25 protein-coding genes are annotated in these 23,529 nt (G+C 45.2%); 22 read left to right on the forward strand and 3 right to left on the reverse strand.

Annotated elements, in window-relative coordinates:
- Positions 1-91: 91 nt before the first annotated feature.
- Positions 92-1,693, forward strand: a complete 1,602-nt coding sequence (locus AB5I83_RS07750; RefSeq protein ID WP_448974268.1) for a CTP synthase — start codon at positions 92-94, stop codon at positions 1,691-1,693.
- Between the two features lie 54 nt (positions 1,694-1,747).
- Here AB5I83_RS07750 and AB5I83_RS07755 read toward each other — a convergent pair whose 3' ends face one another.
- The gene (locus AB5I83_RS07755) at positions 1,748-2,269 is read right to left on the reverse strand and encodes a DUF2529 domain-containing protein (RefSeq protein ID WP_448974270.1); all 522 of its coding nucleotides are present in this window, start codon (positions 2,267-2,269) and stop codon (positions 1,748-1,750) included.
- A 199-nt stretch (positions 2,270-2,468) separates the two neighbouring features.
- Between AB5I83_RS07755 and AB5I83_RS07760 the strand changes: the two genes are divergently transcribed.
- From AB5I83_RS07760 to spoIIR, 12 genes are all read left to right on the forward strand, one after another.
- Complete coding sequence (locus AB5I83_RS07760) at positions 2,469-2,837, forward strand: response regulator (protein ID WP_041964634.1); 369 nt, start codon at positions 2,469-2,471, stop codon at positions 2,835-2,837.
- A 307-nt stretch (positions 2,838-3,144) separates the two neighbouring features.
- Complete coding sequence (locus AB5I83_RS07765; RefSeq protein WP_167831084.1) at positions 3,145-4,002, forward strand: class II fructose-bisphosphate aldolase; 858 nt, start codon at positions 3,145-3,147, stop codon at positions 4,000-4,002.
- A gap of 99 nt (positions 4,003-4,101) precedes the next feature.
- Entirely contained in the window at positions 4,102-4,749 is a 648-nt protein-coding gene (gene fsa / locus AB5I83_RS07770; protein WP_167831085.1) for a fructose-6-phosphate aldolase, read from the forward strand.
- 449 nt (positions 4,750-5,198) lie between these two features.
- Positions 5,199-6,485: a UDP-N-acetylglucosamine 1-carboxyvinyltransferase gene (locus AB5I83_RS07775; RefSeq protein WP_448974272.1), complete on the forward strand. Its 1,287-nt coding sequence runs from the start codon at positions 5,199-5,201 to the stop codon at positions 6,483-6,485.
- Between the two features lie 252 nt (positions 6,486-6,737).
- On the forward strand, positions 6,738-7,700 hold the full coding sequence (gene glpX / locus AB5I83_RS07780; RefSeq protein ID WP_226086209.1) for a class II fructose-bisphosphatase: 963 nt from the start codon (positions 6,738-6,740) through the stop codon (positions 7,698-7,700).
- Positions 7,701-8,147: 447 nt separating this feature from the next.
- Positions 8,148-9,419: a transcription termination factor Rho gene (gene rho / locus AB5I83_RS07785; RefSeq protein ID WP_209437845.1), complete on the forward strand. Its 1,272-nt coding sequence runs from the start codon at positions 8,148-8,150 to the stop codon at positions 9,417-9,419.
- A 143-nt stretch (positions 9,420-9,562) separates the two neighbouring features.
- Positions 9,563-9,772 (forward strand): 50S ribosomal protein L31, encoded by a 210-nt coding sequence (gene rpmE / locus AB5I83_RS07790; protein ID WP_041964628.1) that lies wholly within the window; start codon positions 9,563-9,565, stop codon positions 9,770-9,772.
- A 407-nt stretch (positions 9,773-10,179) separates the two neighbouring features.
- Positions 10,180-10,800 (forward strand): thymidine kinase, encoded by a 621-nt coding sequence (locus tag AB5I83_RS07795; RefSeq protein ID WP_192471835.1) that lies wholly within the window; start codon positions 10,180-10,182, stop codon positions 10,798-10,800.
- A 258-nt stretch (positions 10,801-11,058) separates the two neighbouring features.
- Positions 11,059-11,508 (forward strand): hypothetical protein, encoded by a 450-nt coding sequence (locus AB5I83_RS07800; protein ID WP_448974276.1) that lies wholly within the window; start codon positions 11,059-11,061, stop codon positions 11,506-11,508.
- Positions 11,509-11,806: 298 nt separating this feature from the next.
- Positions 11,807-12,880 carry a peptide chain release factor 1 gene (gene prfA, locus AB5I83_RS07805; RefSeq protein WP_167831090.1) on the forward strand — a complete coding sequence of 358 codons (1,074 nt, stop codon included), beginning with the start codon at positions 11,807-11,809 and terminating at the stop codon, positions 12,878-12,880.
- Entirely contained in the window at positions 12,873-13,739 is an 867-nt protein-coding gene (gene prmC / locus AB5I83_RS07810; RefSeq protein WP_448974278.1) for a peptide chain release factor N(5)-glutamine methyltransferase, read from the forward strand. Before prfA ends, prmC begins: the two co-directional genes overlap by 8 nt.
- Before the next feature lie 99 nt (positions 13,740-13,838).
- Positions 13,839-14,537: a stage II sporulation protein R gene (gene spoIIR, locus AB5I83_RS07815; RefSeq protein WP_448975253.1), complete on the forward strand. Its 699-nt coding sequence runs from the start codon at positions 13,839-13,841 to the stop codon at positions 14,535-14,537.
- A 193-nt stretch (positions 14,538-14,730) separates the two neighbouring features.
- Here the strand turns inward: spoIIR and AB5I83_RS07820 are convergent, their stop codons facing one another.
- Together AB5I83_RS07820 and AB5I83_RS07825 are read right to left on the reverse strand one after the other, a co-directional pair.
- On the reverse strand, positions 14,731-15,072 hold the full coding sequence (locus AB5I83_RS07820) for a cupin domain-containing protein (RefSeq protein WP_448974280.1): 342 nt from the start codon (positions 15,070-15,072) through the stop codon (positions 14,731-14,733).
- 15 nt (positions 15,073-15,087) lie between these two features.
- On the reverse strand, positions 15,088-15,465 hold the full coding sequence (locus tag AB5I83_RS07825; protein WP_226086205.1) for a globin domain-containing protein: 378 nt from the start codon (positions 15,463-15,465) through the stop codon (positions 15,088-15,090).
- 306 nt (positions 15,466-15,771) lie between these two features.
- Between AB5I83_RS07825 and AB5I83_RS07830 the strand changes: the two genes are divergently transcribed.
- The 9 genes from AB5I83_RS07830 to AB5I83_RS07870 all read left to right on the forward strand — a co-directional run bounded on the left by AB5I83_RS07830 (position 15,772) and on the right by AB5I83_RS07870 (position 23,350).
- Positions 15,772-16,161: a KGG domain-containing protein gene (locus AB5I83_RS07830; protein WP_167831093.1), complete on the forward strand. Its 390-nt coding sequence runs from the start codon at positions 15,772-15,774 to the stop codon at positions 16,159-16,161.
- A 147-nt stretch (positions 16,162-16,308) separates the two neighbouring features.
- The gene (locus AB5I83_RS07835) at positions 16,309-16,752 is read left to right on the forward strand and encodes a GNAT family N-acetyltransferase (RefSeq protein ID WP_448974283.1); all 444 of its coding nucleotides are present in this window, start codon (positions 16,309-16,311) and stop codon (positions 16,750-16,752) included.
- Positions 16,753-16,894: 142 nt separating this feature from the next.
- Positions 16,895-17,938 carry an L-threonylcarbamoyladenylate synthase gene (locus tag AB5I83_RS07840; protein WP_448974285.1) on the forward strand — a complete coding sequence of 348 codons (1,044 nt, stop codon included), beginning with the start codon at positions 16,895-16,897 and terminating at the stop codon, positions 17,936-17,938.
- A 207-nt stretch (positions 17,939-18,145) separates the two neighbouring features.
- Positions 18,146-18,700, forward strand: a complete 555-nt coding sequence (locus tag AB5I83_RS07845; RefSeq protein ID WP_167831096.1) for a manganese efflux pump MntP — start codon at positions 18,146-18,148, stop codon at positions 18,698-18,700.
- Positions 18,701-18,803: 103 nt separating this feature from the next.
- The gene (locus AB5I83_RS07850) at positions 18,804-19,241 is read left to right on the forward strand and encodes a low molecular weight protein arginine phosphatase (RefSeq protein WP_448974287.1); all 438 of its coding nucleotides are present in this window, start codon (positions 18,804-18,806) and stop codon (positions 19,239-19,241) included.
- A 42-nt stretch (positions 19,242-19,283) separates the two neighbouring features.
- Positions 19,284-20,579, forward strand: a complete 1,296-nt coding sequence (locus AB5I83_RS07855; RefSeq protein ID WP_448974289.1) for a methyl-accepting chemotaxis protein — start codon at positions 19,284-19,286, stop codon at positions 20,577-20,579.
- A 326-nt stretch (positions 20,580-20,905) separates the two neighbouring features.
- Positions 20,906-21,346 (forward strand): ribose 5-phosphate isomerase B, encoded by a 441-nt coding sequence (rpiB, locus tag AB5I83_RS07860; RefSeq protein WP_167831099.1) that lies wholly within the window; start codon positions 20,906-20,908, stop codon positions 21,344-21,346.
- Positions 21,347-21,379: 33 nt separating this feature from the next.
- Complete coding sequence (locus tag AB5I83_RS07865; protein WP_448974291.1) at positions 21,380-21,961, forward strand: TIGR01440 family protein; 582 nt, start codon at positions 21,380-21,382, stop codon at positions 21,959-21,961.
- Between the two features lie 147 nt (positions 21,962-22,108).
- Positions 22,109-23,350: a serine hydroxymethyltransferase gene (locus AB5I83_RS07870; RefSeq protein ID WP_448974293.1), complete on the forward strand. Its 1,242-nt coding sequence runs from the start codon at positions 22,109-22,111 to the stop codon at positions 23,348-23,350.
- The last annotated feature ends 179 nt before the right edge of the window (positions 23,351-23,529 follow it).

Consider the following 23,529-nt stretch of genomic DNA (forward strand, 5'->3'; position numbering starts at 1 on the left):
AGCAGGCCGATGATATCGTTAAAAATTTTTTTAATAAATCAATTAAACAGGTACATATTGTACAAACTGTTTGATGAGGGGGATTACACAAATGGCAAAGTATATTTTTGTAACAGGCGGCGTAGTTTCGTCATTAGGTAAGGGGATTACGGCGGCATCTCTTGGAAGATTACTGAAAAACAGGGGCATGAATGTAACAATCCAGAAATTTGATCCATACATCAACGTAGACCCAGGAACAATGAGCCCTTACCAACACGGTGAAGTTTTCGTTACAGATGATGGTGCCGAAACGGATTTGGACCTTGGCCACTACGAGCGCTTCATCGATATTAACCTGAACAAGTACTCTAACGTGACAACAGGAAAAATCTATTCGACTGTCTTGAAAAAAGAACGCCGCGGTGACTACCTGGGCGGAACAGTACAGGTTATCCCGCATATCACGAATGAAATCAAGGACAAGGTTTTCCGCGCTGGAAAGGAAACAGGCGCAGATGTAGTCATCACTGAAATTGGGGGAACAGTTGGGGATATCGAATCACTTCCTTTCCTTGAAGCAATCCGCCAGATCAAGAATGATGTTGGCCGCGACAATGTGATGTACGTCCACTGTACACTGGTTCCTTACATCAAGGCAGCCGGAGAAATGAAGACGAAGCCAACCCAGCATAGCGTAAAAGAACTTCGCAGCCTTGGTATCCAGCCAAATATCATTGTTCTTCGTACTGAAATGCCAATTTCACAGGACATGAAAGATAAGATTGCCCTTTTCTGTGACATTGATAAGGAAGCAGTCATCGAAGCTGCAGATGCAGATACGCTTTATTCCATTCCGTTGGCATTGCAGGCACAAAAGATGGATCAGCTTGTCTGCGACCACTTCAAGCTTGATTGCGGCGAGGCCGACATGACAGAGTGGAATGCGCTGGTTGAAAAGGTGACTCACCTTTCCGGTAAAACAAGAATCGCGCTTGTTGGTAAATATGTAGAACTTCAAGACGCGTACATTTCAGTTGTAGAATCATTGAAGCACGCAGGTTATGCATTTGACAGCGATATTGAGATCAAGTGGATCAACTCTGAAGAAGTAACAGAAGAAAATGTGGTTGAATTGCTGAATGATGTGGACGGAATCCTAGTCCCTGGCGGCTTCGGCGACCGCGGGATCGAAGGGAAGATCCTTGCAACCCAATTCGCGCGTGAGAACAAAGTTCCATTCTTCGGAATTTGCCTTGGCATGCAGCTGGCAACAGTTGAATTCGCTCGCAATGTTCTTGGCCTAAAAGATGCTCACTCTGCTGAGATTTTGCCAAGCACACCGTATCCAATCATCGACCTTCTTCCTGAACAGAAGGACATCGAAGATCTTGGCGGAACACTTCGTCTTGGATTATATCCATGTAAGCTTGGTGAAGATACGAAAGCATTCGCCGCTTATGGTGATGATTTGGTGTATGAGCGCCATCGCCACCGTTACGAATTCAACAATGAATATCGCCAGGCAATGGAGAAAGAAGGATTCATCTTCTCTGGGACAAGCCCTGACGGCCGCCTGGTAGAAATCATTGAACTTGAAGATCACCCGTGGTTCCTGGCGTCCCAGTTCCACCCGGAATTCACATCAAGACCAACACGCCCGCAGCCATTATTCAGGGACTTCATCGAAGCATCAATCAAGTCAAGTATATAATCCGCGGGACAATAAGCGAAAAGCCGGTGATATTCACCGGCTTTTTTGCTTTTATTAGTACTCCTCCAACATCTCTTCAATCGTGAATTTCAATCCGAAATAAATGAATAAGGCAACAATCGACGTAGGGTAACCGACTCTGTTTCCCATTTCATCAGGCAGGAGTCCTTTTTTTATTTTTAAATCGATGTGCACGTCAGCCATCACATTTAGACTTTCAGCTTCTTGATCATCGCGGACAGTGGAGATGGCGACAAATGGAATCCCTTTATCCTGAAGTTCGCGCGCTGTCTCAACAGCCTCTTGATCGTCTGCGTAGCGGCTTACAATCAGAACGCGGTCAGCAGCCTCAAGTTCAACCTCCTCTGTTAAAATCGCTGCGGATTGCAATGGTTCCTCGCCATAGACCGCTTCAAGGGCTACCGCCTGCATCTCGCTTGTCCCGAAAATATATACACTGCCCTCACCAGCTGCAGCTTGTGCCAGCAGTCGCGCTCCATCCTCAATTGAGAACTCTTCTTTTTCCTGAAGCCTGTTGAACAGACCTGCCAGCTGTGTCGAAAACATTTTTAACATAACAGCACCTCCGTTTTTGCCAATACTGATTATAAAGTACTACAATGGGAATGAAAAAGCATCTGTCGAAAAATAAGTTTAAGAATATGGGAGGAATTTCAAGATTTTTAACGAATTGTGTAAATGGGGATAAGACGAAACCGTTTCCTAGACAAATACATTTAACAACATAATACATTTATTAGGGGGAAGAAGCGGCATGAAAGAAAAAATACTTATTGTAGACGACCAGTTTGGCATCAGAATTCTACTTAATGAAGTGCTGCAAAAAGAAGGTTATCAAACTTATCAGGCTGCAAATGGCGTCCAGGCCCTGGATATCGTTAAAAAGCATCCACCTGATCTCGTTCTTTTGGACATGAAGATTCCCGGAATGGATGGAATTGAAATTTTAAAAAGAATGAAGGTAATCGACCCGGACATCCGCGTCATCATCATGACCGCTTACGGCGAGCTTGATATGATCCAGGAAGCAATGGATTTAGGAGCGCTGACCCACTTCGCAAAACCTTTCGATATCGACGACATCCGGGCAGCAGTAAAGAAATACTCACAAACCGTATCTTAAGTTTTAATATTGATTACATAGGAAGGCCCTCTGCACTTTTTAGAGGGCTTTTCTCTTTAAAAAACCGAGTTTACATACTAGTGAAACTATTGAAAACGCTTGCTTTATAGCATTTTTATGACACTTGCAAAAACAAGGCTAGAACAATGGCATTTCTGATTTTCTTCTGGTATGATACTTATGAATTCCACAGGATCATTCGTTTTGATGAATGCCATCTCGGGTACATAAACAAAAGCAGAGAAGGAAATCCTTTTAAAGGGTAGCATAGTCAAATGACGATTGATCATAACAAGGAGGAAATGATATGCCTTTAGTTTCAATGACAGAAATGCTTAAAAAAGCGAATGCAGAAGGCTACGCTGTTGGGCAGTTTAACTTAAATAACCTTGAGTTCACTCAAGCGATCCTTCAAGCTGCAGAAGCTGAGAAGTCACCAGTAATCCTTGGTGTTTCTGAAGGTGCTGCACGTTACATGGGCGGCTTCAAGACTGTTGTCAAAATGGTAGAAGGTTTGATGGAGGACTATAAAACTACAGTTCCTGTCGCAATCCACCTTGACCATGGTTCAAGCTACGATAAGTGTAAGGAAGCAATCGACGCAGGTTTCACATCTGTTATGATCGATGCTTCACACGGACCTTTCGAAGAGAACATTGAAATCACTTCAAAAGTGGTAGAATACGCGCACTCAAAAGGTGTTTCTGTAGAAGCTGAATTAGGAGTAGTCGGCGGACAGGAAGACGATGTCGTTGCAGATGGCGTTATCTATGCTGATCCTAAAGAGTGTGAAGAACTAGTTCAACGCACTGGCATCGATTGCTTGGCTCCAGCACTTGGATCTGTTCACGGACCTTACAAAGGCGAACCGAACCTTGGCTTCAAAGAAATGGAAGAGATCAACAAGACTGCAGGCGTACCATTGGTACTGCACGGCGGAACTGGAATCCCTACAAAAGATATCCAGAAAGCTATCTCTTTCGGAACAGCTAAAGTCAATGTAAATACTGAAAACCAAATTGCTTCAGCTAAAGTTGTGCGTCAAGTATTGGCTGAAAAGCCTAACGAGTACGATCCACGTAAATATCTTGGACCAGCTCGTGACGCAATCAAAGAAACGGTAATCGGCAAAATGCGCGAATTCGGTTCTTCTAACAAAGCGTAAAAGCAATAGAAATTTGTTATAATTAAACCGCCTTACAATAAGGCGGTTTTTGTCCATTTATATAAGATTGAAAATTTTGTCGACTGGAGGCGTTTACAAATGAAGTTTTTTATCGATACTGCGAATATGGAAGAAATCCGCGAGGCCTATACACTGGGAATTTTATCAGGGGTTACAACCAACCCTTCACTCGTGGCAAAAGAAAAGAATGTGAAATTTGAGGACCGTCTGAAGGAAATCACCGAGTTGGTCCCTGGTTCAGTCAGTGCAGAAGTCATCGCACTGGATGCAGAAGGCATGATCAAAGAGGGGAAAGAACTTGCAGCAATCGCTCCAAACATCACCATCAAAGTTCCAATGACCCCAGAAGGTTTGAAAGCTGTTTCTGTATTTTCAAAAGAGGGAATCAAAACGAATGTAACATTGGTCTTCAGCGCCAACCAGGCATTGCTTGCAGCAAGAGCGGGAGCTACATACGTATCACCATTCCTTGGCCGCCTGGATGACATCGGCCATAACGGACTAGACCTGATTTCAACGATTGCCGACATCTTCACCATCCACGGAATCGACACAGAAATCATTGCAGCGTCCATCCGTCATCCACAACATGTAACAGACGCAGCACTAAGAGGAGCACACATCGCAACCGTGCCATACAAAGTCATCCAGCAAATGTTCAGCCACCCACTAACAGACAAAGGCATCGAAGCCTTCCTGAAAGACTGGGAATCACGCGGACAGTAATTACTTTAACTGTATGATGAAGAAAGAAAAATTTTAAGCACCTGTTGATTGTAGTGGAGGGTACTCGACTCCTGCGGGATCAGCGGGTCAGGTGAGACCCCGCAAGTGCTTTAGCGCTGAGGAGGCTCACCGCACGCCCCGCGGAAAGCGAGTGCCCGGAACGGAAATCAACGACTGTTTTCATAGAGTTGGTTTTGCCCGCACAAAACCAACTCCCATTAGGAAGTTTTACCTAATTTAAACTTTTTTGCATTTTATTACATGAATTTGGGAATATCGTGTAAACTAAAGAAATAGAAAACTCCCGGAATCTGCGTGTTTTTAATGGAAAAATATACCTTGTTGATTTCGGTAATCAAAATCTAAGTAGAGCCTATATCGGTCTTAGCTGTAAAAGTTTGCATCTCCAGCTTGACCTTAATACATCACGGCTTAGAAGGGAGTCAAAAATGGAAAAGCTTAAGATTGCAGGCGGCTATCCTTTAAAAGGGACTGTACGGGTCAGTGGCGCGAAAAACAGCGCAGTGGCCTTGATCCCAGCAACGATTCTGGCTGAATCGCCTGTGACCATTGAAGGTTTGCCGGATATTTCCGACGTTCATATGCTCAAGGACTTAATGGAGGAGATCGGCGGTTCTGTTGAATTCTCGAACAATGAAATGACGGTAGATCCGTCTTCCATGATTTCCATGCCTTTGCCGAATGGAAAAGTGAAAAAGCTGCGAGCTTCATACTATTTAATGGGAGCTATGCTGGGCCGTTTCAAAAAGGCTGTCATCGGACTGCCGGGCGGCTGCCATTTGGGTCCAAGGCCGATTGACCAGCATATAAAAGGATTCGAAGCGCTTGGTGCGAGTGTGACAAATGAGCAGGGCGCGATTTACCTTCGTGCCGACGAGCTTCGCGGTGCGAGGATTTATCTTGACGTCGTCAGCGTTGGGGCAACAATCAACATCATGCTTGCTGCTGTCCGGGCAAAAGGGCGGACCATCATTGAAAATGCGGCGAAAGAGCCGGAGATCATTGATGTAGCGACCTTGCTTACCAATATGGGAGCGAAAATCAAAGGCGCAGGAACGGATGTCATCCGGATTGATGGGGTAGACGAGCTTCATGGTTGCCGCCATACGATCATTCCTGACCGCATTGAAGCTGGGACCTACCTGATCCTCGGCGCTGCTATTGGTGATGGTGTGACGATCGATAATGTCATTCCTCAGCATATTGAGTCACTTGTGGCCAAGCTGAAGGAAATGGGCGCGAAAATTGAAGCGAGTGACGAGCAAATTTATGTTGCGCCGTCTGAACAGTATAAAGCAGTCGATATTAAAACACTGGTATACCCGGGCTTCCCGACGGATCTCCAACAGCCATTCACAGCACTTTTAACGAAGGCTGAAGGCTCCAGTGTTGTGACAGACACGATTTACGGGGCACGTTTTAAACATATCGACGAACTAAGAAGAATGAATGCCAATATCAAAGTCGAAGGCAGATCGGCGATCATCAGCGGACCTGTCAAGCTTCAGGGAGCTAAGGTAAAGGCGAGTGACCTCCGTGCCGGAGCGGCGCTTGTCATTGCAGGACTTATGGCGGAAGGCGTCACCGAAATCACCGGTGTAGACCATATCGATCGCGGCTACAGCCACATTGTTGAAAAGCTAAATGGGCTTGGTGCTACGATTTGGCGTGAAGATATGACATCTGAAGAGCAAGAAGAAGTAAAAAAATCATAAAAAGTATAGTACAATAGAAGTTGTACAATACAAATAGTGGTGCTAATGCTTATCTAAAACGTAAAGTAGTATAACCTATTTGACTCTGAAGCCGCCAACTGCGGCTGCATCAAAGTTTCGCTTCTAAGCAGTTTCATAGACATAATCGGCACAGAGGAGAATGCTGATTATGCTAAGGCTGAATACGAAGGGATTAAGAGGTATACCTTTTGGGATGGGCATTAGCGCCTTTCATGATTAGGGGATGATCATATGGAACGTAGCTTAACGATGGAGCTTGTCCGCGTGACAGAGGCAGCGGCGCTTGCTTCAGCCCGCTGGATGGGGCGCGGTAAAAAAGACGAAGCAGACGATGCTGCAACGTCAGCGATGAGAGATGTGTTTGACACCATCCCGATGAAAGGTACAGTCGTGATCGGTGAAGGGGAAATGGACGAAGCGCCTATGCTGTATATCGGGGAAAAGCTTGGGACAGGCTATGGCCCGCGTCTGGATGTCGCAGTCGATCCTTTGGAAGGAACGAATATTGTAGCGTCCGGCGGCTGGAATGCCCTCGCTGTTCTCGCGGTAGCAGATAACGGCAACCTGCTTCATGCACCAGACATGTACATGGATAAACTGGCGGTAGGTCCTGAAGCTGTAGGAATGGTCGATATCAATGCTTCCGTTCTTGATAACCTGAAGGCAGTCGCGAAAGCAAAGAACAAGGATATTGAGGATGTGGTAGCGACGGTTTTGAACCGCCCTCGCCATGAACATATCATTGCCCAGCTTCGTGATGCTGGAGCAAGGATCAAATTGATCAATGACGGCGATGTAGCAGGCGCCATCAACACCGCGTTTGATTTTACAGGCGTGGATATCCTGTTTGGTTCAGGCGGAGCACCGGAGGGTGTCATTGCTGCGGTAGCGCTGAAAAGCCTAGGCGGTGAAATCCAGGGTAAACTGCTTCCGCAAAATGATGCAGAGCTCGAGCGCTGTAAAAAAATGGGCATAGATGTCAGCAAAGTCCTTCTTATGGAAGATTTCGTGCGCGGTGAAGATGCCATTTTCGCAGCAACCGGCGTAACCGATGGTGAGCTTCTAAAAGGAGTCCAGTTCAAAGGCTCTTACGGATCGACCCACTCAGTGGTAATGCGTGCAAAATCAGGAACAGTCCGCTTCATCGAGGGACAACACAGCCTGAAGAAAAAGCCTCATTTAGTCATGAAATAATAGGGCTCTGTTAAGAGGAGTTTTAATTATAAAACATGTTGATTGAAGTGGAAGGCGCGAAGACTCCTGCGGGATGAAAAGTCATGGGGAGACCCCGCAGGCGCTTCAAGCGCCGAGGAGGCTCCCCGACTGCCCGCGGAAAGCGAAGCGCCTGGAACGAAAATCAACAAACTGATTTTACAGATTCAAAAACCCTTACAAATCAGCTCCCTTTGCCGCACTATGTAGGTAATTGGAGCTGATAAATAAAAAGATTGATTATTTTTCCTGTTTAAGGGTAAAATGAAAATTGTTTTAATACCAGAAAAACAAACCAGTTGTATACCTTCATTAATTCCTTCTTACAACCTTCAAAGGAACTCATTTCTTCTTTTTCCATCCATACGCTGATATTCTTAATACATTTTTTATGGGGGAAATCGAAATATTTTAAGGCGTGGTGACATTATGGAAGTAAATATTTCAAGCTTAGAAAATATGAAATTGAAAGAGCTTTATGAACTCGCAAAGGAGTATAAAGTCTCTTACTACAGCAAATTAACGAAAAAAGAACTTATTTTTGCTATTTTAAAAGCGCGTGCAGAGCAGCAGGGTTACTTTTTCATGGAAGGTGTCCTGGAAATCATCCAATCTGAAGGGTTTGGATTCCTGCGCCCGATCAACTACTCACCAAGCTCTGAGGACATTTATATCTCGGCATCACAGATACGCCGTTTTGATTTAAGGAATGGGGATAAGGTCTCTGGTAAAGTCCGTCCTCCTAAAGAGAATGAACGTTATTTCGGCTTGCTTCAGGTAGAGGCTGTCAATGGTGATGACCCTGAATCGGCGAAAGAGAGGGTTCACTTCCCGGGATTGACGCCGCTGTATCCTGATCGCCAGATGAAACTGGAAACGACGCACAACAAAGTTTCGACCAGGATCATGGATGTCATCGCACCGGTCGGATTTGGCCAGCGTGGCTTGATCGTTGCTCCGCCAAAGGCTGGTAAAACGATGCTGTTAAAAGAAATCGCCAACAGCATTACGACAAACCATCCGGAAGCAGAACTGATCGTGCTGTTGATCGATGAGCGTCCGGAAGAGGTAACTGATATCGAGCGTTCTGTTGCTGGAGATGTGGTCAGCTCCACTTTTGACGAAGTGCCTGAAAACCATATCAAGGTCGCTGAACTTGTGCTTGAGCGTGCTATGCGCCTTGTTGAACACAAGCGTGATGTCATCATCCTGATGGACAGCATCACTCGTCTTGCTCGTGCCTATAACCTTGTCATCCCGCCAAGCGGACGTACATTATCCGGTGGTATTGACCCTGCGGCATTCCACCGTCCGAAGCGCTTTTTTGGTGCTGCCCGTAATATCGAGGAAGGCGGCAGCTTGACAATCCTTGCAACAGCCCTTGTTGATACAGGCTCCCGCATGGATGATGTTATTTATGAAGAGTTCAAGGGAACAGGTAATATGGAACTTCACCTTGATCGTTCACTTGCTGAAAGAAGGATCTTCCCGGCAATCGACATCCGCAGATCCGGAACGCGTAAAGAAGAGCTTCTTATTCCTAAGGATCACCTGGACAAGCTTTGGGCTATCCGTAAATCGATGTCGGATTCACCGGATTTCGCGGAAAAATTCCTGCGTAAGCTAAGATTATCCAAGTCGAACGAAGATTTCTTTGCTGTCCTTGGTGAAGAAATGAAGGGAAATAACAAGCGTTCGTAATTCCAAATTCTGGACGTAAAAACTGACTTGAAATATATAGGTGGACTTGTTATAATGAGGTCAGTGTGTTTTTCCAATAACGGTATAACCGTTGATTATAACTCTGTTTCGGATATGATTCAGGGCGGAAGGAGATGAAAAGAATGAAATCAGGAATTCATCCAAACTACAAAACAGTTAAGGTGACTTGCGCATGCGGTAACGAATTCGAAACTGGTTCTGTAAAGAACGAGATTCGCGTTGAAACTTGCTCTGAGTGCCACCCATTCTATACTGGACGTCAGAAGTTTGCTGAAGCTGGCGGACGTGTTGACCGCTTCAACAAGAAATACGGTCTTAAAAACAACCAGTAATAGTAATATAAGAAACCAAACAGGCAAGAAGCTTTGCGACTTGCCTGTTTTTTATTTTGCTTTTTTTGAGAAATCGGGTACATAAATTTATTTTTGTGAACTTTATTAATGTGTCTGGATTCAGCACTGATTTTTGTTATAATGGAAAAAGCTGAAAAAAGTGTCGAACTTTTAATCAGGCTTTTTTCGTACCTTTATGGCATGAAAAAGCCGTAATTCTACGAAAGCAGCTTTTTGTTTTTTTAAAATATGAGAATTGTCTAGCTCCAGCGCCTAGACCCTCGAGTCGCTTCGGTCCGCTCGATGAAGTCACAGAACGACTTCACCGTCCGGCCCTCCAGCGCTTGTCGGGTCTGCCCAAGGCGCTTACGCTTTTAAATTTTCCATCGAGGAAGGAGAGGCCGACCATGTACGTTATGAAACAAAGCGGTTGGATCGAATTGATCTGCGGCAGCATGTTCTCGGGGAAATCCGAGGAACTAATCCGCCGCGTGCGCAGAACTCAATTCGCCAAGCAAAAGATTGCTGTATTCAAGCCTGCGATTGATAACCGCTACAGCGAAGAATCGGTTGTATCACACAACGGAACTGCAGTTACTGCAAAGCCTATTGCCAACTCTACTGATATTTTCAAGCATATCAACCCTGATATCGATGTCATTGCGATTGATGAAGTGCAATTTTTTGACAATGAAATCCTTCCGGTTGTCCAGCACCTGGCAGACAGCGGCTACCGCGTCATCGTTGCCGGTCTTGACCAGGATTTTCGCGGCGAGCCTTTCGGGCTGATGCCAGCGTTGATGGCTGTTGCTGAAAATGTGACCAAGCTCCAAGCTGTATGTGCAGTCTGCGGATCGCCATCAAGCCGTACACAGCGTTTAATCAACGGCAAGCCAGCCTCTTATGATGATCCAATCATTCTCGTTGGCGCGTCCGAATCATACGAACCGCGATGCAGACATCATCATGAAGTACCTAAATCACCAAACGAGCTGAAAATCGAAAAAACGACGGAAAGCTTAACATAGTGTGTTTGATCCTCCCGGCAGCGGGGGGATTTTTTTAATGAATGGGTCATAATTTCCTTATAATGGATGAACGTGCAATTACGTCACTTATCGGTGCAATTATAACAATTGAGCGTGCAATTATGGCTCTGTACGGTGCAATAATAGCCGCTAAGTAAGAGAATATTTTTTCCAGTAGCTGATTTTGCTAAAAAAGAGACTAATTAGGGCATGGTTGGTACCTCCAGAGGGCAAGATAACGACGGGAGGTGCCATAATTTGAAAAAATTACTTATGTTGCTTGTTTTTGTGGTGGTTATAGTTTCAGGATGTGGCCAGGACAATACGGAATCTGTCTATGATAAAAATGAAGACCAGGCTGGCGTTGACCTGAACAGAGATGATGACGGTGTCCGTGAGGGAGATGGCCCGAATTTCACCAAGGATCGGGATAATGGTATGACGATGACCGACCAGAACCCGAATTTGCTGAACACGGATAACGAAAACCACCATAGTTTTTCCCAGGATGTCCAAAAGGCGAAGGATGTCATTTCTGATGCGGGTTATGAGCCAGGCTCCATCTGGATCAACGGCGGCGAAATGAACGTAACCGCACAGCTTGAAGGACGCGTGACCAGGAAAGACCGTGAAAATGCCCAAAAGACACTGCAGCAAAAGCTGACGAGAGCATTGCCGCGCTATGACATTAATGTTGATATCCAATAGAATTTTGCACTGCAGCAGCATGCTCGTAAAAAGGGCATGCTGTTTCTTTTGGAGCTTACGCATTTATTCTTTAAATAGTCTAACCTTATAAAACATAGATTAGTGTCTAGCTCCGACGCTTTTCGAGGCTGACCGAGGTGCTTACGCTTTTCCAGTCACAATGGCTTTGACTGAGGATGGCAGCTATACTATAATTAGAATGTTATGCTATGTGAATGATCTGACCTGTTGCGGAAATAAACAGGCAAGAATAAATTTAATCCAATTTTCAAGGCAATTAAAATAGAGGTGAATGTCCGTGTTTGATCGTCTTCAAGCAGTTGAGGATCGTTATGAAAGATTGAATGAGCTATTAAGTGACCCGGAAGTTGTCAATGACTCCAAGAAGCTCCGCGAGTATTCTAAGGAGCAGTCGGACATCCAGGAAACGGTCATGGCTTATCGTGAATATAAGGAAGTTAAAGAGCAGTTGACAGATGCGAAAGCGATGCTCGAGGATAAGCTCGATGCAGAGATGCGCGAAATGGTTAAGGAAGAAATCTCTGAGCTTGAACCTCGTATTGAGGAGCTTGAAGATCGCATCAAGATTCTTCTTATCCCTAAAGACCCTAATGATGACAAGAACGTTATCATGGAAATCCGCGGCGCTGCAGGTGGCGATGAAGCTGCGCTGTTTGCCGGTGACCTTTACCGCATGTACAGCCGTTATGCGGAATCACAGGGCTGGAAGACTGAAGTCATCGATGCCAGTACGACTGGTGTGGGCGGCTTCAAGGAAATCATTTTTATGATCAATGGAAATGGCGCTTATTCCAAAATGAAGTTCGAAAATGGTGCACACCGCGTCCAGCGTGTTCCTGAAACAGAATCAGGCGGCCGTATCCATACTTCAACAGCTACTGTTGCATGTCTTCCAGAAGCTGAGGAAGTAGAAATCGAGCTGCATGATAAAGACATCCGCTTTGATGCATTCGCATCCAGTGGCGCAGGCGGACAGTCTGTTAACACAACAATGTCAGCTGTACGTCTGACACATATTCCAACTGGAATCGTCGTATCGTGCCAGGATGAAAAATCACAGCATAAAAACAAAGATAAGGCGATGAAGGTACTTCGTGCCCGCGTCTATGACAAGTTCCAGCAGGAAGCGCAAGCAGAATATGACCAAGTCCGTAAATCTGCTGTAGGTACAGGGGACCGCTCCGAGCGTATTCGTACGTACAACTTCCCGCAAAACCGTGTGACTGACCACCGCATCGGACTGACAATCCAGAAGCTCGACCAGATCCTTCAGGGCAAGATGGATGAAATCATCGAAGCGCTTATCATGGAAGACCAGTCCCAAAGACTTGAGAGTGCGAACAATGACTAATGTGAAAATATTTGAAGCCCTCAATTGGGCTTCTTCTTTTTTAAAAGAACATAAGCGCGAGGAGTTCGCCGGTGAGCTTTTGCTGCGGCACTATTCGGGACTGTCCCGCACTACCATGCTGATGCAGATGCGCGATGAACTGGATGGCGAAGTATGGATCGAATTCGAGGCTGCCGTAAAAAGGCATGCCGCTGGCGAGCCTATTCAATACATCATTGGAAGCGAGGAGTTTTATGGCCGCCGTTTTAACGTGAATGAGCATGTTCTAATTCCCCGTCCGGAGACAGAAGAACTTGTGCATGGCACACTCCAGCGGCTGGACAAGCATTTTTCGGATAAAGATTCTATTGACCTTGTCGACGTCGGCACAGGCAGCGGCGCGATTTCGGTTACCTTGAAGCTGGAAAAACCAGAATTGAAGGTAACAGCGGTTGACCTTTCTGAAGACGCAATCGAGGTGGCAAGCAAAAACGCAAGCAAGCATGGTGCGGATATTGAGTTTTTGCATGGAGACCTGCTCCAGCCGCTGATTCAACAGAGAAAAAAATTGGATGTCGTTATCTCAAATCCTCCTTATATCCCTGTTTCGGACCAGGAATGGATGTCCGATATCGTCACCGAGCATGAACCGCATATGGCACTTTTTGCCGGAAAAGATGGCTTGGATTTGTATCGTCGGTTCATGGAGGAACTTCCGCTGGTTTTAAAAGAAAAAGCGCTCGTTGGCTTTGAAATCGGTGCCGGCCAGGGTGAAGCGGTACGCAGATTACTGGAAAATACCTTCCCGCAAGCCAGGGTAGAGATTGTTTTTGATATCAATGGCAAGGACCGGATGGTGTTTGCCGAGTTGGACTCCTGATAAAAAGGGGTCCAATTTTTTTCAAAATTACTAGTTTAAGAATCTATCAAACTGTCCACACTGTTTACTAGTGAAGGGACGGTGCGAGATATGATAAAGATGAAAAAATCAGCCGCTATTTTATACATATTATTACTATGTGCAGGTACTATTTTAAGTTTATATGCACCAAAGAATGAAGTGACCGCGAAGGAAGCAATGATTATCCCGAATGAGGCGATCCGCCTGAGGATCCTCGCTGACAGCGATCTGGAAAAGGATCAGAACATCAAGCGCCTAATCCGCGACGAAGTGAACAAAGAAATCACGAAATGGGTTCAGGAGCTCACTTCGATCGAAGCAGCGAGGGAAGTCATCAAATCCAAGCTTCCGGAAATCCAGGCAATCGCGGAAAGTGTTGTCGCAGCTGAAGGTGCAAACCAATCTGTAAAAACAGAGTTTGACAAAGTCCAGTTTCCTACTAAATTATATGGACAGTTCCTCTACCCAGCAGGTGAGTACGAAGCAATTCTGATCACGATTGGCGAAGGAGAAGGTGCGAACTGGTGGTGCGTCCTCTATCCGCCGCTATGCTTCCTTGATTTCTCAAACGGAGAAGCAACAAGTGAAGGCTTCGATGAAAATGACAGCAAGGGCGACGTGAAAGTGGAAACAGCTGATGCAGAGCTTGATGATGAAAAGAACGATGGTGAAAAAGACAAGAAAAAAGACAAGAAAAAAGTATATGAAGGCGGCGAAGAAGAGGAAGTGGAGGTATCATTCTTCCTCGTCGAGATTTGGAATAGGATTTTCGGATAAAATAAGCCCCTGCGGCCTGCGCAGGGGCTATTTTTATTAATTATCGGACCAGTTTAGATTGCTTTTTCGCCGATAGAATTAATTCGACCACATTTTGAATTATTTTGGCGAATTTTGAATTAATTCGACCAGATTATCAATTTATTCGACCAGGCCAATATATGCTCACATTTTTTATCGAGTGCTTCTTCACTTAAATATTCTGCGCAAATCTCTCATCCGGAATCTTGTTAAGCATCACATAAAGTGTGACTGGCTCTGATCCTGTGTTTTTATAGGCAAGTTCTTCGGTGCCTCCAAGGTGGACAGTTTCGTTTGCTGCGGCCACGATCTCTTCGCCATCAACAATGAAAGTGCCTTCTCCCTGCATCGTTAAAATGAACACTTCGGTACCTGGATGGGTGTGTTTTGGCAGCTCCTGGCCTGGCATGAAGTTCAACAGGAACACGGTGCTGTCACCTTTTTTGAAAACAATTCTTTTCGTAAAACGTTCTTCGCTGAATTCCTGGTATTGTTTCAAAGATTGTTTTTCCATGATAAAAATTCCTCCTTATTGTCTATTGATCATAATCGGTGCGATCTGGCTCAAACGATCGAATAGCGCTTTGCCGCCCTCGGTGTCAATCAAGCCGGTTTCTGTCAGTGTTTCATGCATCAGCTTAAGCCATGCTTGGGCGCGCACTGGTGTAATTTCGAATGGCATATGCCTGACTCTCATATTAGGTGGTCCAAATTCCTCGCTATACAGTGCACCGCCTCCAGTCAGCTGGGTGAGGAACATCCACTGCTTCCGTTTGATTTCATTGATATCGCCCTCGAACAGTGGACTGAGCTCCTCATTTTCGTATACCTTTGGATAAAATGTATCGACTATCTTGCGGATTGACTCATCTCCGCCGATCTTCTCGTATATTGTTTTGATTTCCATCCCGTTCCCCCTTTTTTGAGAAAGGTTTTCAATTGATTACATTTATTATAACCAGACAAAATAGGTGACATAGTGACTTAAATCACTCACTTATGAATTTTTCACTATAAGAAGCTAGGAAACATTAGCTCGCTTTTAGTATGAAATACTTGGTAGGAGAGGAAATATGCCTGTCAGAATTTCCAAAAATATTACATTCTTCAAACAAGCATATTACATTCCCTTTTTAATAGTTTCAGGTCGGGGGAATTCGGATATTCAAAGTAGTGTAACATCAAAACTTAGATTTCAAGGAGGATGAGTAAAATGGCTAAAAACAATAATAATGATAAGATGTCACGTGAAGAACGAGGACGCATGGGCGGCGAAGCTACAAGTCAAAACCATGGCAGCGAATTCTATCAGGAAATCGGCCGTAAAGGCGGCGAAGCAACTTCGAACAATCACGATCAAGATTTCTATCAGGAAATTGGCCGCAAAGGCGGAGAGGCTACTGCTGAGAGCCATGACAGCGAATTCTACCAGGAAATCGGGAAAAAGGGTGGCGAAGCAACATCAGAAAGCCACGATAAGGACTTCTATCAAGAGATCGGCCGCAAAGGCGGAGAAGCGACCTCTGAAAATCATGACCGAAGCTTCTATGAAGAAATCGGTGAAAAAGGCGGCAATTCCCGCAGTAACAACAACAATAATTAATCAGTTGGCTTAGATACCCGGAATCAAGAGGATGCACGGCAGCTTTCATGTTAAATGGAGGCTGCCGTGTTTCTTTTTATCTTTTAGGTTCTACTTTTTCATGTCTCTCATATTAATTTACTAGAATCTTATTTTGAGGTGATAGAGATGACATGGAAAATCAGGAGTGCGAATCAAGAGGACCTGCCAAAGTTGGAGGCATTTTTAACAGAAGCGGGAGTGAGCCTGGATGGATTGAATGATTCAATCGAGAACTTTTCATTAATGGAGAACCAGGAAGGAGAACTCAAAGCGTGCCTTGGAGTAGAGCCGGTAGGAAATGCAGGATTGCTTCGATCATTTGTCGTGTCCCCGCAGATTGGCCAGCCTGATTTGATGCTCCTGTTTAAACGGGCATTTTTGACAGCGAAAAATCAGGAATTGGAAGAACTGTATCTGGTTACGAACAAGATGAGTGCAGTTTCCTTTTTCTCAAGCCTAGGATTTGAATTGGTTAATCAATCAGAGCTTCCCGATCCTCTTCTTGAAAAAAGGCATTTAAAACAAGTTCTAACTGTGGATAACTCCGCCATTATGAAAATAATTCTGTGAATTGTGGATTAATCCACAAAGTTATCCACGGATCCGTTAAAATTATACACAATTTGTGGATAAAAACTTGAGTTCTGCTAATTCTTCTTTTATACTTTCATAGAAATAGACTAGTATAGCGAGAAATAAAAGGTGGATGTACATGCAAACTCAAATGTGGACAGTGGATAAGACTGTGGATAATTTAAGAACATATCCACAAATCGTTGAAGCTGCACAAAAACTGAAGCAAAATGAAGTAGTCGCTTTTCCGACTGAAACAGTTTATGGCCTTGGCAGCAACGCAAAAAGCGATGAAGCTGTCATGAAAATATTCGAAGCAAAAGGAAGACCTGGGGATAATCCGTTGATAATTCATATAGCAAAACGAGAGCAGATTCATTCGTTCGTAAAAGAAATCCCTGAACAGGCTGCAGTGCTAATGGATGCGTTTTGGCCTGGTCCTTTGACGATCATTCTGGAAAAAAAGGATGGTGCGCTTTCAGAAAAAGCAACTGCTGGATTGTCCACAGTTGCTGTCAGGATGCCCGACCATCCAGTAGCGCTCGCGCTAATTGAAGCATCAGGCTTGCCGCTGGCTGCCCCGAGCGCAAATCTGTCAGGTAAACCAAGCCCTACGACAGCGAATCACGTTGCCGATGATTTAACTGGCCGGATTGCCGGGATAGTTAATGGTGGAGCAACGGGTGTCGGCCTTGAATCGACAGTTGTTGACTGTACCGGCGAGATTCCGGCGATTTTAAGGCCGGGCGGGGTAACGAAGGAACAGCTGGAAGAAATAGTCGGTGAAGTCCTGGTAGACCCGGCTTTGAAGGATTCAGGCCAGGCTCCAAAATCCCCGGGAATGAAATATCGCCACTATGCTCCGAATGCGCCGTTCTATCTTGTTGATGGAACAAAGGAAGAAATCCAGAAGCTTGTGAATGAGAAACGAAGAGAAGGCCTGAGAGTCGGCGTGATGACAACGAAGGAAAACAAGAGTTTTTATGACTCTGACATCGTGATTCCCTGCGGTGAAAGAGCGAAACTGGAAACAGTCGCCGAAGCACTATATGACACACTCCGGGCCTTTAATCAAAAAGACCTCGATATCATTTTCGGCGAAATTTTCCCCGAACACGGTGTAGGCCAGGCCGTCATGAACCGGCTGTCAAAGGCATCCGGACTGCCGATTATTGAAAAATAAGACACGGAGAAAAGCGCTTCAGTTATGGAGCGCTTTTTGTAATGCGAATGTTATTTAGTTTCCTTTTTAGCGGAAAAAAAACCGATTGGGGAGATTTACACCAGTCAGGAAAAGCCCCTCGCTAATCATTCGCAATCTGAAATTCACTGCTTCTAAATCCTTTTGGACGTGCATATGCTGAATTAGCAAGTCCGAGGGGGCGAAGACATGACAGCAATAGCTGGCGAATTATTCACACTGATGTTGATGGCATTCGCGTTGGGAATGGATGCATTTTCCGTAGGTCTCGGAATGGGCATGTTCAGGCTGACGAAAAGGCATATCTTTAAAATTGGCGTCACGATAGGTTTATTCCATGTGTGGATGCCGCTGCTGGGAATGGTGGCAGGGAGATTTTTGTCCGAGCAGTTTGGGGCGATAGCGGGATATATTGGCGGTCTGCTCCTGATTGTGCTGGGAGTCCAGATGATTTGGGCAAGCTTCAAAGATGATGAGACAAGCTTGATCACCCCGGTTGGCAAGGGTTTATTTATTTTTGCCCTCAGCGTCAGCCTTGACAGTTTTTCAGTGGGACTGACTCTCGGAATTTACGGAGCGAGAACGTTGCTTGTGCTAGTCTGTTTCGGTGCAGCTGCAATGGCGCTTACGTGGGCAGGCCTTTTGGTTGGAAAAAGAGTACAGGGATGGCTTGGTACATACAGTGAAGCATTGGGTGGCAGCATTCTGCTTGCATTCGGTCTCAAGTTGCTTCTCCCGCTATAAAACTTTTATTGCACCTGTTCGTCAGGTGTATTTTTTTTACCTAAATGAAAATGCACAAGAATTATCATATAATGAAGAAAAGTTATTCATAGGAGGGACAAGCATGGCGCGCATTTTATTTGTCTGTACCGGAAATACATGCCGCAGCCCGATGGCAGAAGCGATTTTAAAAAGCAAGCAGCTGCCTGGGGTTGAGGTGAAATCAGCTGGAGTGTATGCTCCGAATGGCGCGGAAGCTTCGGTCAACGCGAAGGTTGTGCTCACCGAAAACAATATCAATCATGACCATCGCTCCTCGACACTGACAAGGGAACAGATTGACTGGGCAACCCTGGTCTTGACGATGACACAGAGCCATAAAGGCTTGATCATGAATCAGTATCCGTTCGCGGCTGATAAAACTTTTACATTAAAAGAATTTGCTGATGAACCGGGAAACCTGGATGTAGCAGACCCGTTTGGCGGAAATGAACAAATTTATCGCGAAGCTTTTAAAGAAATTCAAAAAAGTATCGAAAGAATCCTTGAAAAAATCCGATAAAAACCTTGAGGAGTTTTTATTAATTTTTCAGGGGGATTATCAGTGGGGTCTAAACGCAGCTACAAAATGGGATTAAGAAAGAAAATGGTCATGCTGACGACAGTATTGGCGATCATCACGTATTCAACGAGTGCAATTTTTATTTATTTCCTGCAGCCTTATGTACAAAATTTTATCCAGATCAATTCGGTCATCTATACGGCAGCAGTTCTAGCTATGGGGATTTTTTGGTCAGGCCTGCTTGCGTATATGGCTGCCGGGCTGATTATCAAGCCGCTTCAAAAGCTTGAAAAGTCTGCTTTAAAAGCAGCACAAGGTGAGATTGGCGAGGATGCGGAAGTTTCCAAATCGGATGATGAGATCCGCTCTTTAGGATTGGCATTCAATAATATGCTCGCAAACCTGCGCGAAATGGTGAGCCAAATAGATAGTAACTTTAAAGAAACAAACGAGAAAGTCATCCAGATTTCCGGGCAATCTGCTGCAGCCTCTGAGCAGGCGTCCGTCATCTCGACAACCATTAAAGAAATCTCTGCGGGAGCTGACTCCTCAGCATTGTCGACACAGACAACTGCTGAGTCTGTTGATGAAGTCATCCGTATCGCCGAGGATGTCCAGGAAAAAGCGAGAGCATCTGAATCCATCTCTGTGGAAATGGTCAAAGACCTGCAGGAATCGAAAAATGCAATCCACTCACTGATTTCAGGCATTGAAACACTTGCAAACGATAACCGTGAATCTCTTGGCACGGTAAAAAGATTGGAAGAGAACGCTACGAAAGTAGAGCAAATCATCCAGCTTGTTGGCGATATTGCGGCGCAAACGAATTTGCTTGCATTGAACGCTTCAATTGAAGCAGCGCGTGCTGGCGAGCATGGAAAAGGGTTTGCGGTCGTTGCCGAAGAGGTCAGGAAGCTTGCTGACCAGAGTGCTGGTGCTGTCCAGGGAATATCAGAACTGATCCAGAACATCCAGTCTGAAGTCCGAAATGTGGTCGGCCAGATCAGCAGACAGGTAGAAACTGCGAACGGCGAAGCGAAAAAAGGTGAGAAAACGAACCAGGTGATCGACGAAATGACATCGACAATCCATGAGATGGCAGATGTCATCCATGCGATCACAGCGCTAGTCGAAACCCAAATGGAAACAATCGAGCACACATCAACCCAATCGCAGGAAATGGCGGCAATCGCAGAAGAAACCTCAGCTGGAGCACTAAGTGTCGCATCAGCCGCAGAACAGCAGGCAGAAGTCATCGCGAATGTTGAAGATCTGGCGGTTGACCTGAAGACTCAGGCGGAAAAATTAAAAGGTACGATTACGAAATTTTCGTTATAATTTTATGGGACCACAGCTGGGGATGCTGTGGTTTTCTTTTTCTAATTGGAAAAAATCGCGCAAAATTTCCAATTCGCTATAAAAACGAAATTCTCGCTATAAAAATGAAAAAGTCGCTATATAAGATTGAAACTCGCTATATAAATCTAAAAGTCGCTATATAAAATGAAAACTCGCTATAAAATCACTATTTCTTATATAGTTTTTTTTTCCTGCTCCCAATTTAATAGAAAAAATCCGTTTTCTTTATAATTCAGAGCGAATATGAGAAAATAACGATAGATTTTATCGCCCCGCAAGCCGGGAATACATAGGAGGATTTTACAATGAAAGTTGCTATTGCTTCAGACCATGGCGGAGTGAATATCCGTGAAGAAATCAAGAATTTGATGGACGAAATGAATATCCAGTATGAAGATTTTGGCTGCGAATGCGGTACATCTGTTGATTATCCAGACTATGCACTTCCGGTTGCCGAAAAAGTGGCGAACGGAGAGTTTGATAAAGGAATCCTGATTTGCGGAACAGGGATCGGCATGAGCATCGCTGCGAACAAGGTAAAAGGAATCCGCTGCGCGCTTGTGCATGATGTATTCAGCGCTAAGGCAACGCGCCAGCACAATGACAGCAATGTCCTTGCGATGGGTGAACGTGTAATTGGACCTGGATTGGCGAGGGAAATCGCAGCCGTGTGGCTTTCAGAAGAATATGAAGGAGGCCGCCACGAAAACCGAGTAGGCAAGATCAAGGAGTATGAAAATAAATAATCAGGAGCACTCCAAAATTAAAATACCAATGTAATGGAGGCGTTACAACTGTCTATTGAACAATGGAAAGCAGAATTGAACTCCATCCTTACTGAATTTAATGAGCAAGTGCAGCTGAAAAAAGGCCAAGTGCTGGTCGTTGGCTGCAGCACAAGTGAGATCATTGGCAAGCGGATCGGCACAGCGGGTACAGATGAGGTTGCGGAAATGGTGTTCAGCCAGCTTCGCGAACTGAAGGATAAAACGGGTGTCCAGCTGGCCTTCCAGTGCTGTGAGCATTTGAATCGGGCGATTGTCATTGAGCGGGAAACAGCTGAAAAGAAGCAGCTAGAGGAAGTGACGGTCATTCCAGTCAGGAACGCGGGCGGTGCTATGGCATCTTACGCCTACAAAAACCTTGAGGATGCTGTGGTTGTCGAGTTCATCAAGGCTGACGCCGGCATTGATATCGGCGATACGCTGATCGGCATGCAAATGAAGCATGTTGCCGTGCCAATAAGAGTGCAGCAAAAAAGCATCGGTCATGCCCACGTGACACTGGCGAAGACGAGGCCGAAGCTGATTGGCGGTGCCAGGGCGGTTTACGAGCAAACAAAAGAAAATGAGTCTTGTTGACAGGGGAAAGGCAATGAAGGAAAATGCAGGCCTGATAACCAGTTCTACTTTTACCTTCAGCCTTTCCTTTCATTATAATATCGGCTAAAATAAGAATGAATTTTCTAATAACGGAACAAGGGAATACATATAAGAGGGGGAACTTAAGTGAAGAACTTGTCACAGCAGGACAGCCAGCTATACGCTGCAATGCAGGATGAATTGAAACGCCAGCGTACAAAAATCGAATTGATTGCATCAGAGAACTTTGTCAGTGAAGCGGTAATGGAGGCGCAGGGGTCTGTGCTTACGAATAAGTACGCAGAAGGATATCCTGGCCGCCGTTATTATGGCGGATGCGAACATGTCGATGTTGTTGAAAATATTGCACGCGACCGCGCGAAGGAAATTTTCGGCGCGGAGCATGTCAATGTCCAGCCGCACTCAGGTGCGCAAGCTAATATGGCTGTTTATTTCACGATCCTTGAGCAAGGGGATACTGTGCTTGGGATGAATCTTTCACACGGCGGCCACTTGACGCACGGAAGCCCTGTCAACTTCAGCGGCATCCAGTATAACTTCGTTGAGTACGGTGTAGACGAAGATACACATACAATCAACTATGATGTCGTTCTTGAAAAAGCTCGCGAACACAAGCCGAAGCTGATTGTTGCCGGCGCAAGTGCTTACCCGAGAGCGATCGACTTCAAGCGATTCCGTGAAATCGCTGATGAAGTAGGCGCTTACTTGATGGTCGATATGGCGCATATCGCTGGTCTTGTCGCAGCAGGACTGCACCAGAATCCGGTGCCATATGCTGATTTTGTTACAACAACTACTCATAAAACACTTCGCGGCCCGCGCGGCGGCATGATTCTCTGCAAAGAAGAATTCGCGAAGAAAATAGATAAATCCATCTTCCCTGGCATCCAGGGCGGTCCGCTTATGCATGTCATCGCTGCAAAAGCAGTGGCATTCGGCGAAGCGCTAGAGGACTCTTTTAAAGAATACGCACAAAACATTATTTCCAATGCAAATCGCCTTGCTGAAGGCTTGAAGAAGGAAGGCATCGACCTTGTATCGGGCGGTACAGACAATCATTTGCTCTTGGTTGATTTGCGTTCACTTGGCCTGACTGGAAAAGTAGCAGAAAAGGTTCTTGATGATATCGGCATCACCGTCAATAAGAATACGATTCCATTTGATCCGGAAAGTCCATTCGTGACAAGCGGAGTCCGTATCGGAACAGCTGCCGTCACAAGCCGCGGCTTCGGTCATGAGGAAATGGACGAGATCGCTTCAATCATCGCCTTCACATTGAAAAATCACGAAGACGAAGCGAAGCTGGAAGAAGCAAGCAAACGCGTTGAAGACTTAACAAGCAAGTTTGAATTATATCCTGAAAGATAAGTTTTTCACCCAGCGGTCCTCAAACGAATGAGGACCGCTTTTTATAGAAATAAAGTTTGGTTTTAATTTCAATCGGAGAAATGTCTAGCTCCAGCGCCTAGCCAATTTTCATCCTTGATTGTCTTCCTAGAGTATCTTGCGATAAGCGCTAGCTTTGAGCAGCTCGAGACGCTTCAGTC

The organism is Mesobacillus sp. LC4 (assembly GCF_053543455.1).

Coding starts and splice junctions, on each gene's coding strand:
- AB5I83_RS07750 (WP_448974268.1), top strand. CDS start 92: ATGGCAAAGTATATTTTTGTAACAGGCGGCGTAGTTTCGTCATTAGGT.
- AB5I83_RS07755 (WP_448974270.1), bottom strand. CDS start 2,269: ATGTTAAAAATGTTTTCGACACAGCTGGCAGGTCTGTTCAACAGGCTT.
- AB5I83_RS07760 (WP_041964634.1), top strand. CDS start 2,469: ATGAAAGAAAAAATACTTATTGTAGACGACCAGTTTGGCATCAGAATT.
- AB5I83_RS07765 (WP_167831084.1), top strand. CDS start 3,145: ATGCCTTTAGTTTCAATGACAGAAATGCTTAAAAAAGCGAATGCAGAA.
- fsa (WP_167831085.1), top strand. CDS start 4,102: ATGAAGTTTTTTATCGATACTGCGAATATGGAAGAAATCCGCGAGGCC.
- AB5I83_RS07775 (WP_448974272.1), top strand. CDS start 5,199: ATGGAAAAGCTTAAGATTGCAGGCGGCTATCCTTTAAAAGGGACTGTA.
- glpX (WP_226086209.1), top strand. CDS start 6,738: ATGGAACGTAGCTTAACGATGGAGCTTGTCCGCGTGACAGAGGCAGCG.
- rho (WP_209437845.1), top strand. CDS start 8,148: ATGGAAGTAAATATTTCAAGCTTAGAAAATATGAAATTGAAAGAGCTT.
- rpmE (WP_041964628.1), top strand. CDS start 9,563: ATGAAATCAGGAATTCATCCAAACTACAAAACAGTTAAGGTGACTTGC.
- AB5I83_RS07795 (WP_192471835.1), top strand. CDS start 10,180: ATGTACGTTATGAAACAAAGCGGTTGGATCGAATTGATCTGCGGCAGC.
- prmC (WP_448974278.1), top strand. CDS start 12,873: ATGACTAATGTGAAAATATTTGAAGCCCTCAATTGGGCTTCTTCTTTT.
- spoIIR (WP_448975253.1), top strand. CDS start 13,839: ATGAAAAAATCAGCCGCTATTTTATACATATTATTACTATGTGCAGGT.
- AB5I83_RS07820 (WP_448974280.1), bottom strand. CDS start 15,072: ATGGAAAAACAATCTTTGAAACAATACCAGGAATTCAGCGAAGAACGT.
- AB5I83_RS07825 (WP_226086205.1), bottom strand. CDS start 15,465: ATGGAAATCAAAACAATATACGAGAAGATCGGCGGAGATGAGTCAATC.
- AB5I83_RS07830 (WP_167831093.1), top strand. CDS start 15,772: ATGGCTAAAAACAATAATAATGATAAGATGTCACGTGAAGAACGAGGA.
- AB5I83_RS07835 (WP_448974283.1), top strand. CDS start 16,309: ATGACATGGAAAATCAGGAGTGCGAATCAAGAGGACCTGCCAAAGTTG.
- AB5I83_RS07840 (WP_448974285.1), top strand. CDS start 16,895: ATGCAAACTCAAATGTGGACAGTGGATAAGACTGTGGATAATTTAAGA.
- AB5I83_RS07845 (WP_167831096.1), top strand. CDS start 18,146: ATGACAGCAATAGCTGGCGAATTATTCACACTGATGTTGATGGCATTC.
- AB5I83_RS07850 (WP_448974287.1), top strand. CDS start 18,804: ATGGCGCGCATTTTATTTGTCTGTACCGGAAATACATGCCGCAGCCCG.
- rpiB (WP_167831099.1), top strand. CDS start 20,906: ATGAAAGTTGCTATTGCTTCAGACCATGGCGGAGTGAATATCCGTGAA.
- AB5I83_RS07865 (WP_448974291.1), top strand. CDS start 21,380: ATGGAGGCGTTACAACTGTCTATTGAACAATGGAAAGCAGAATTGAAC.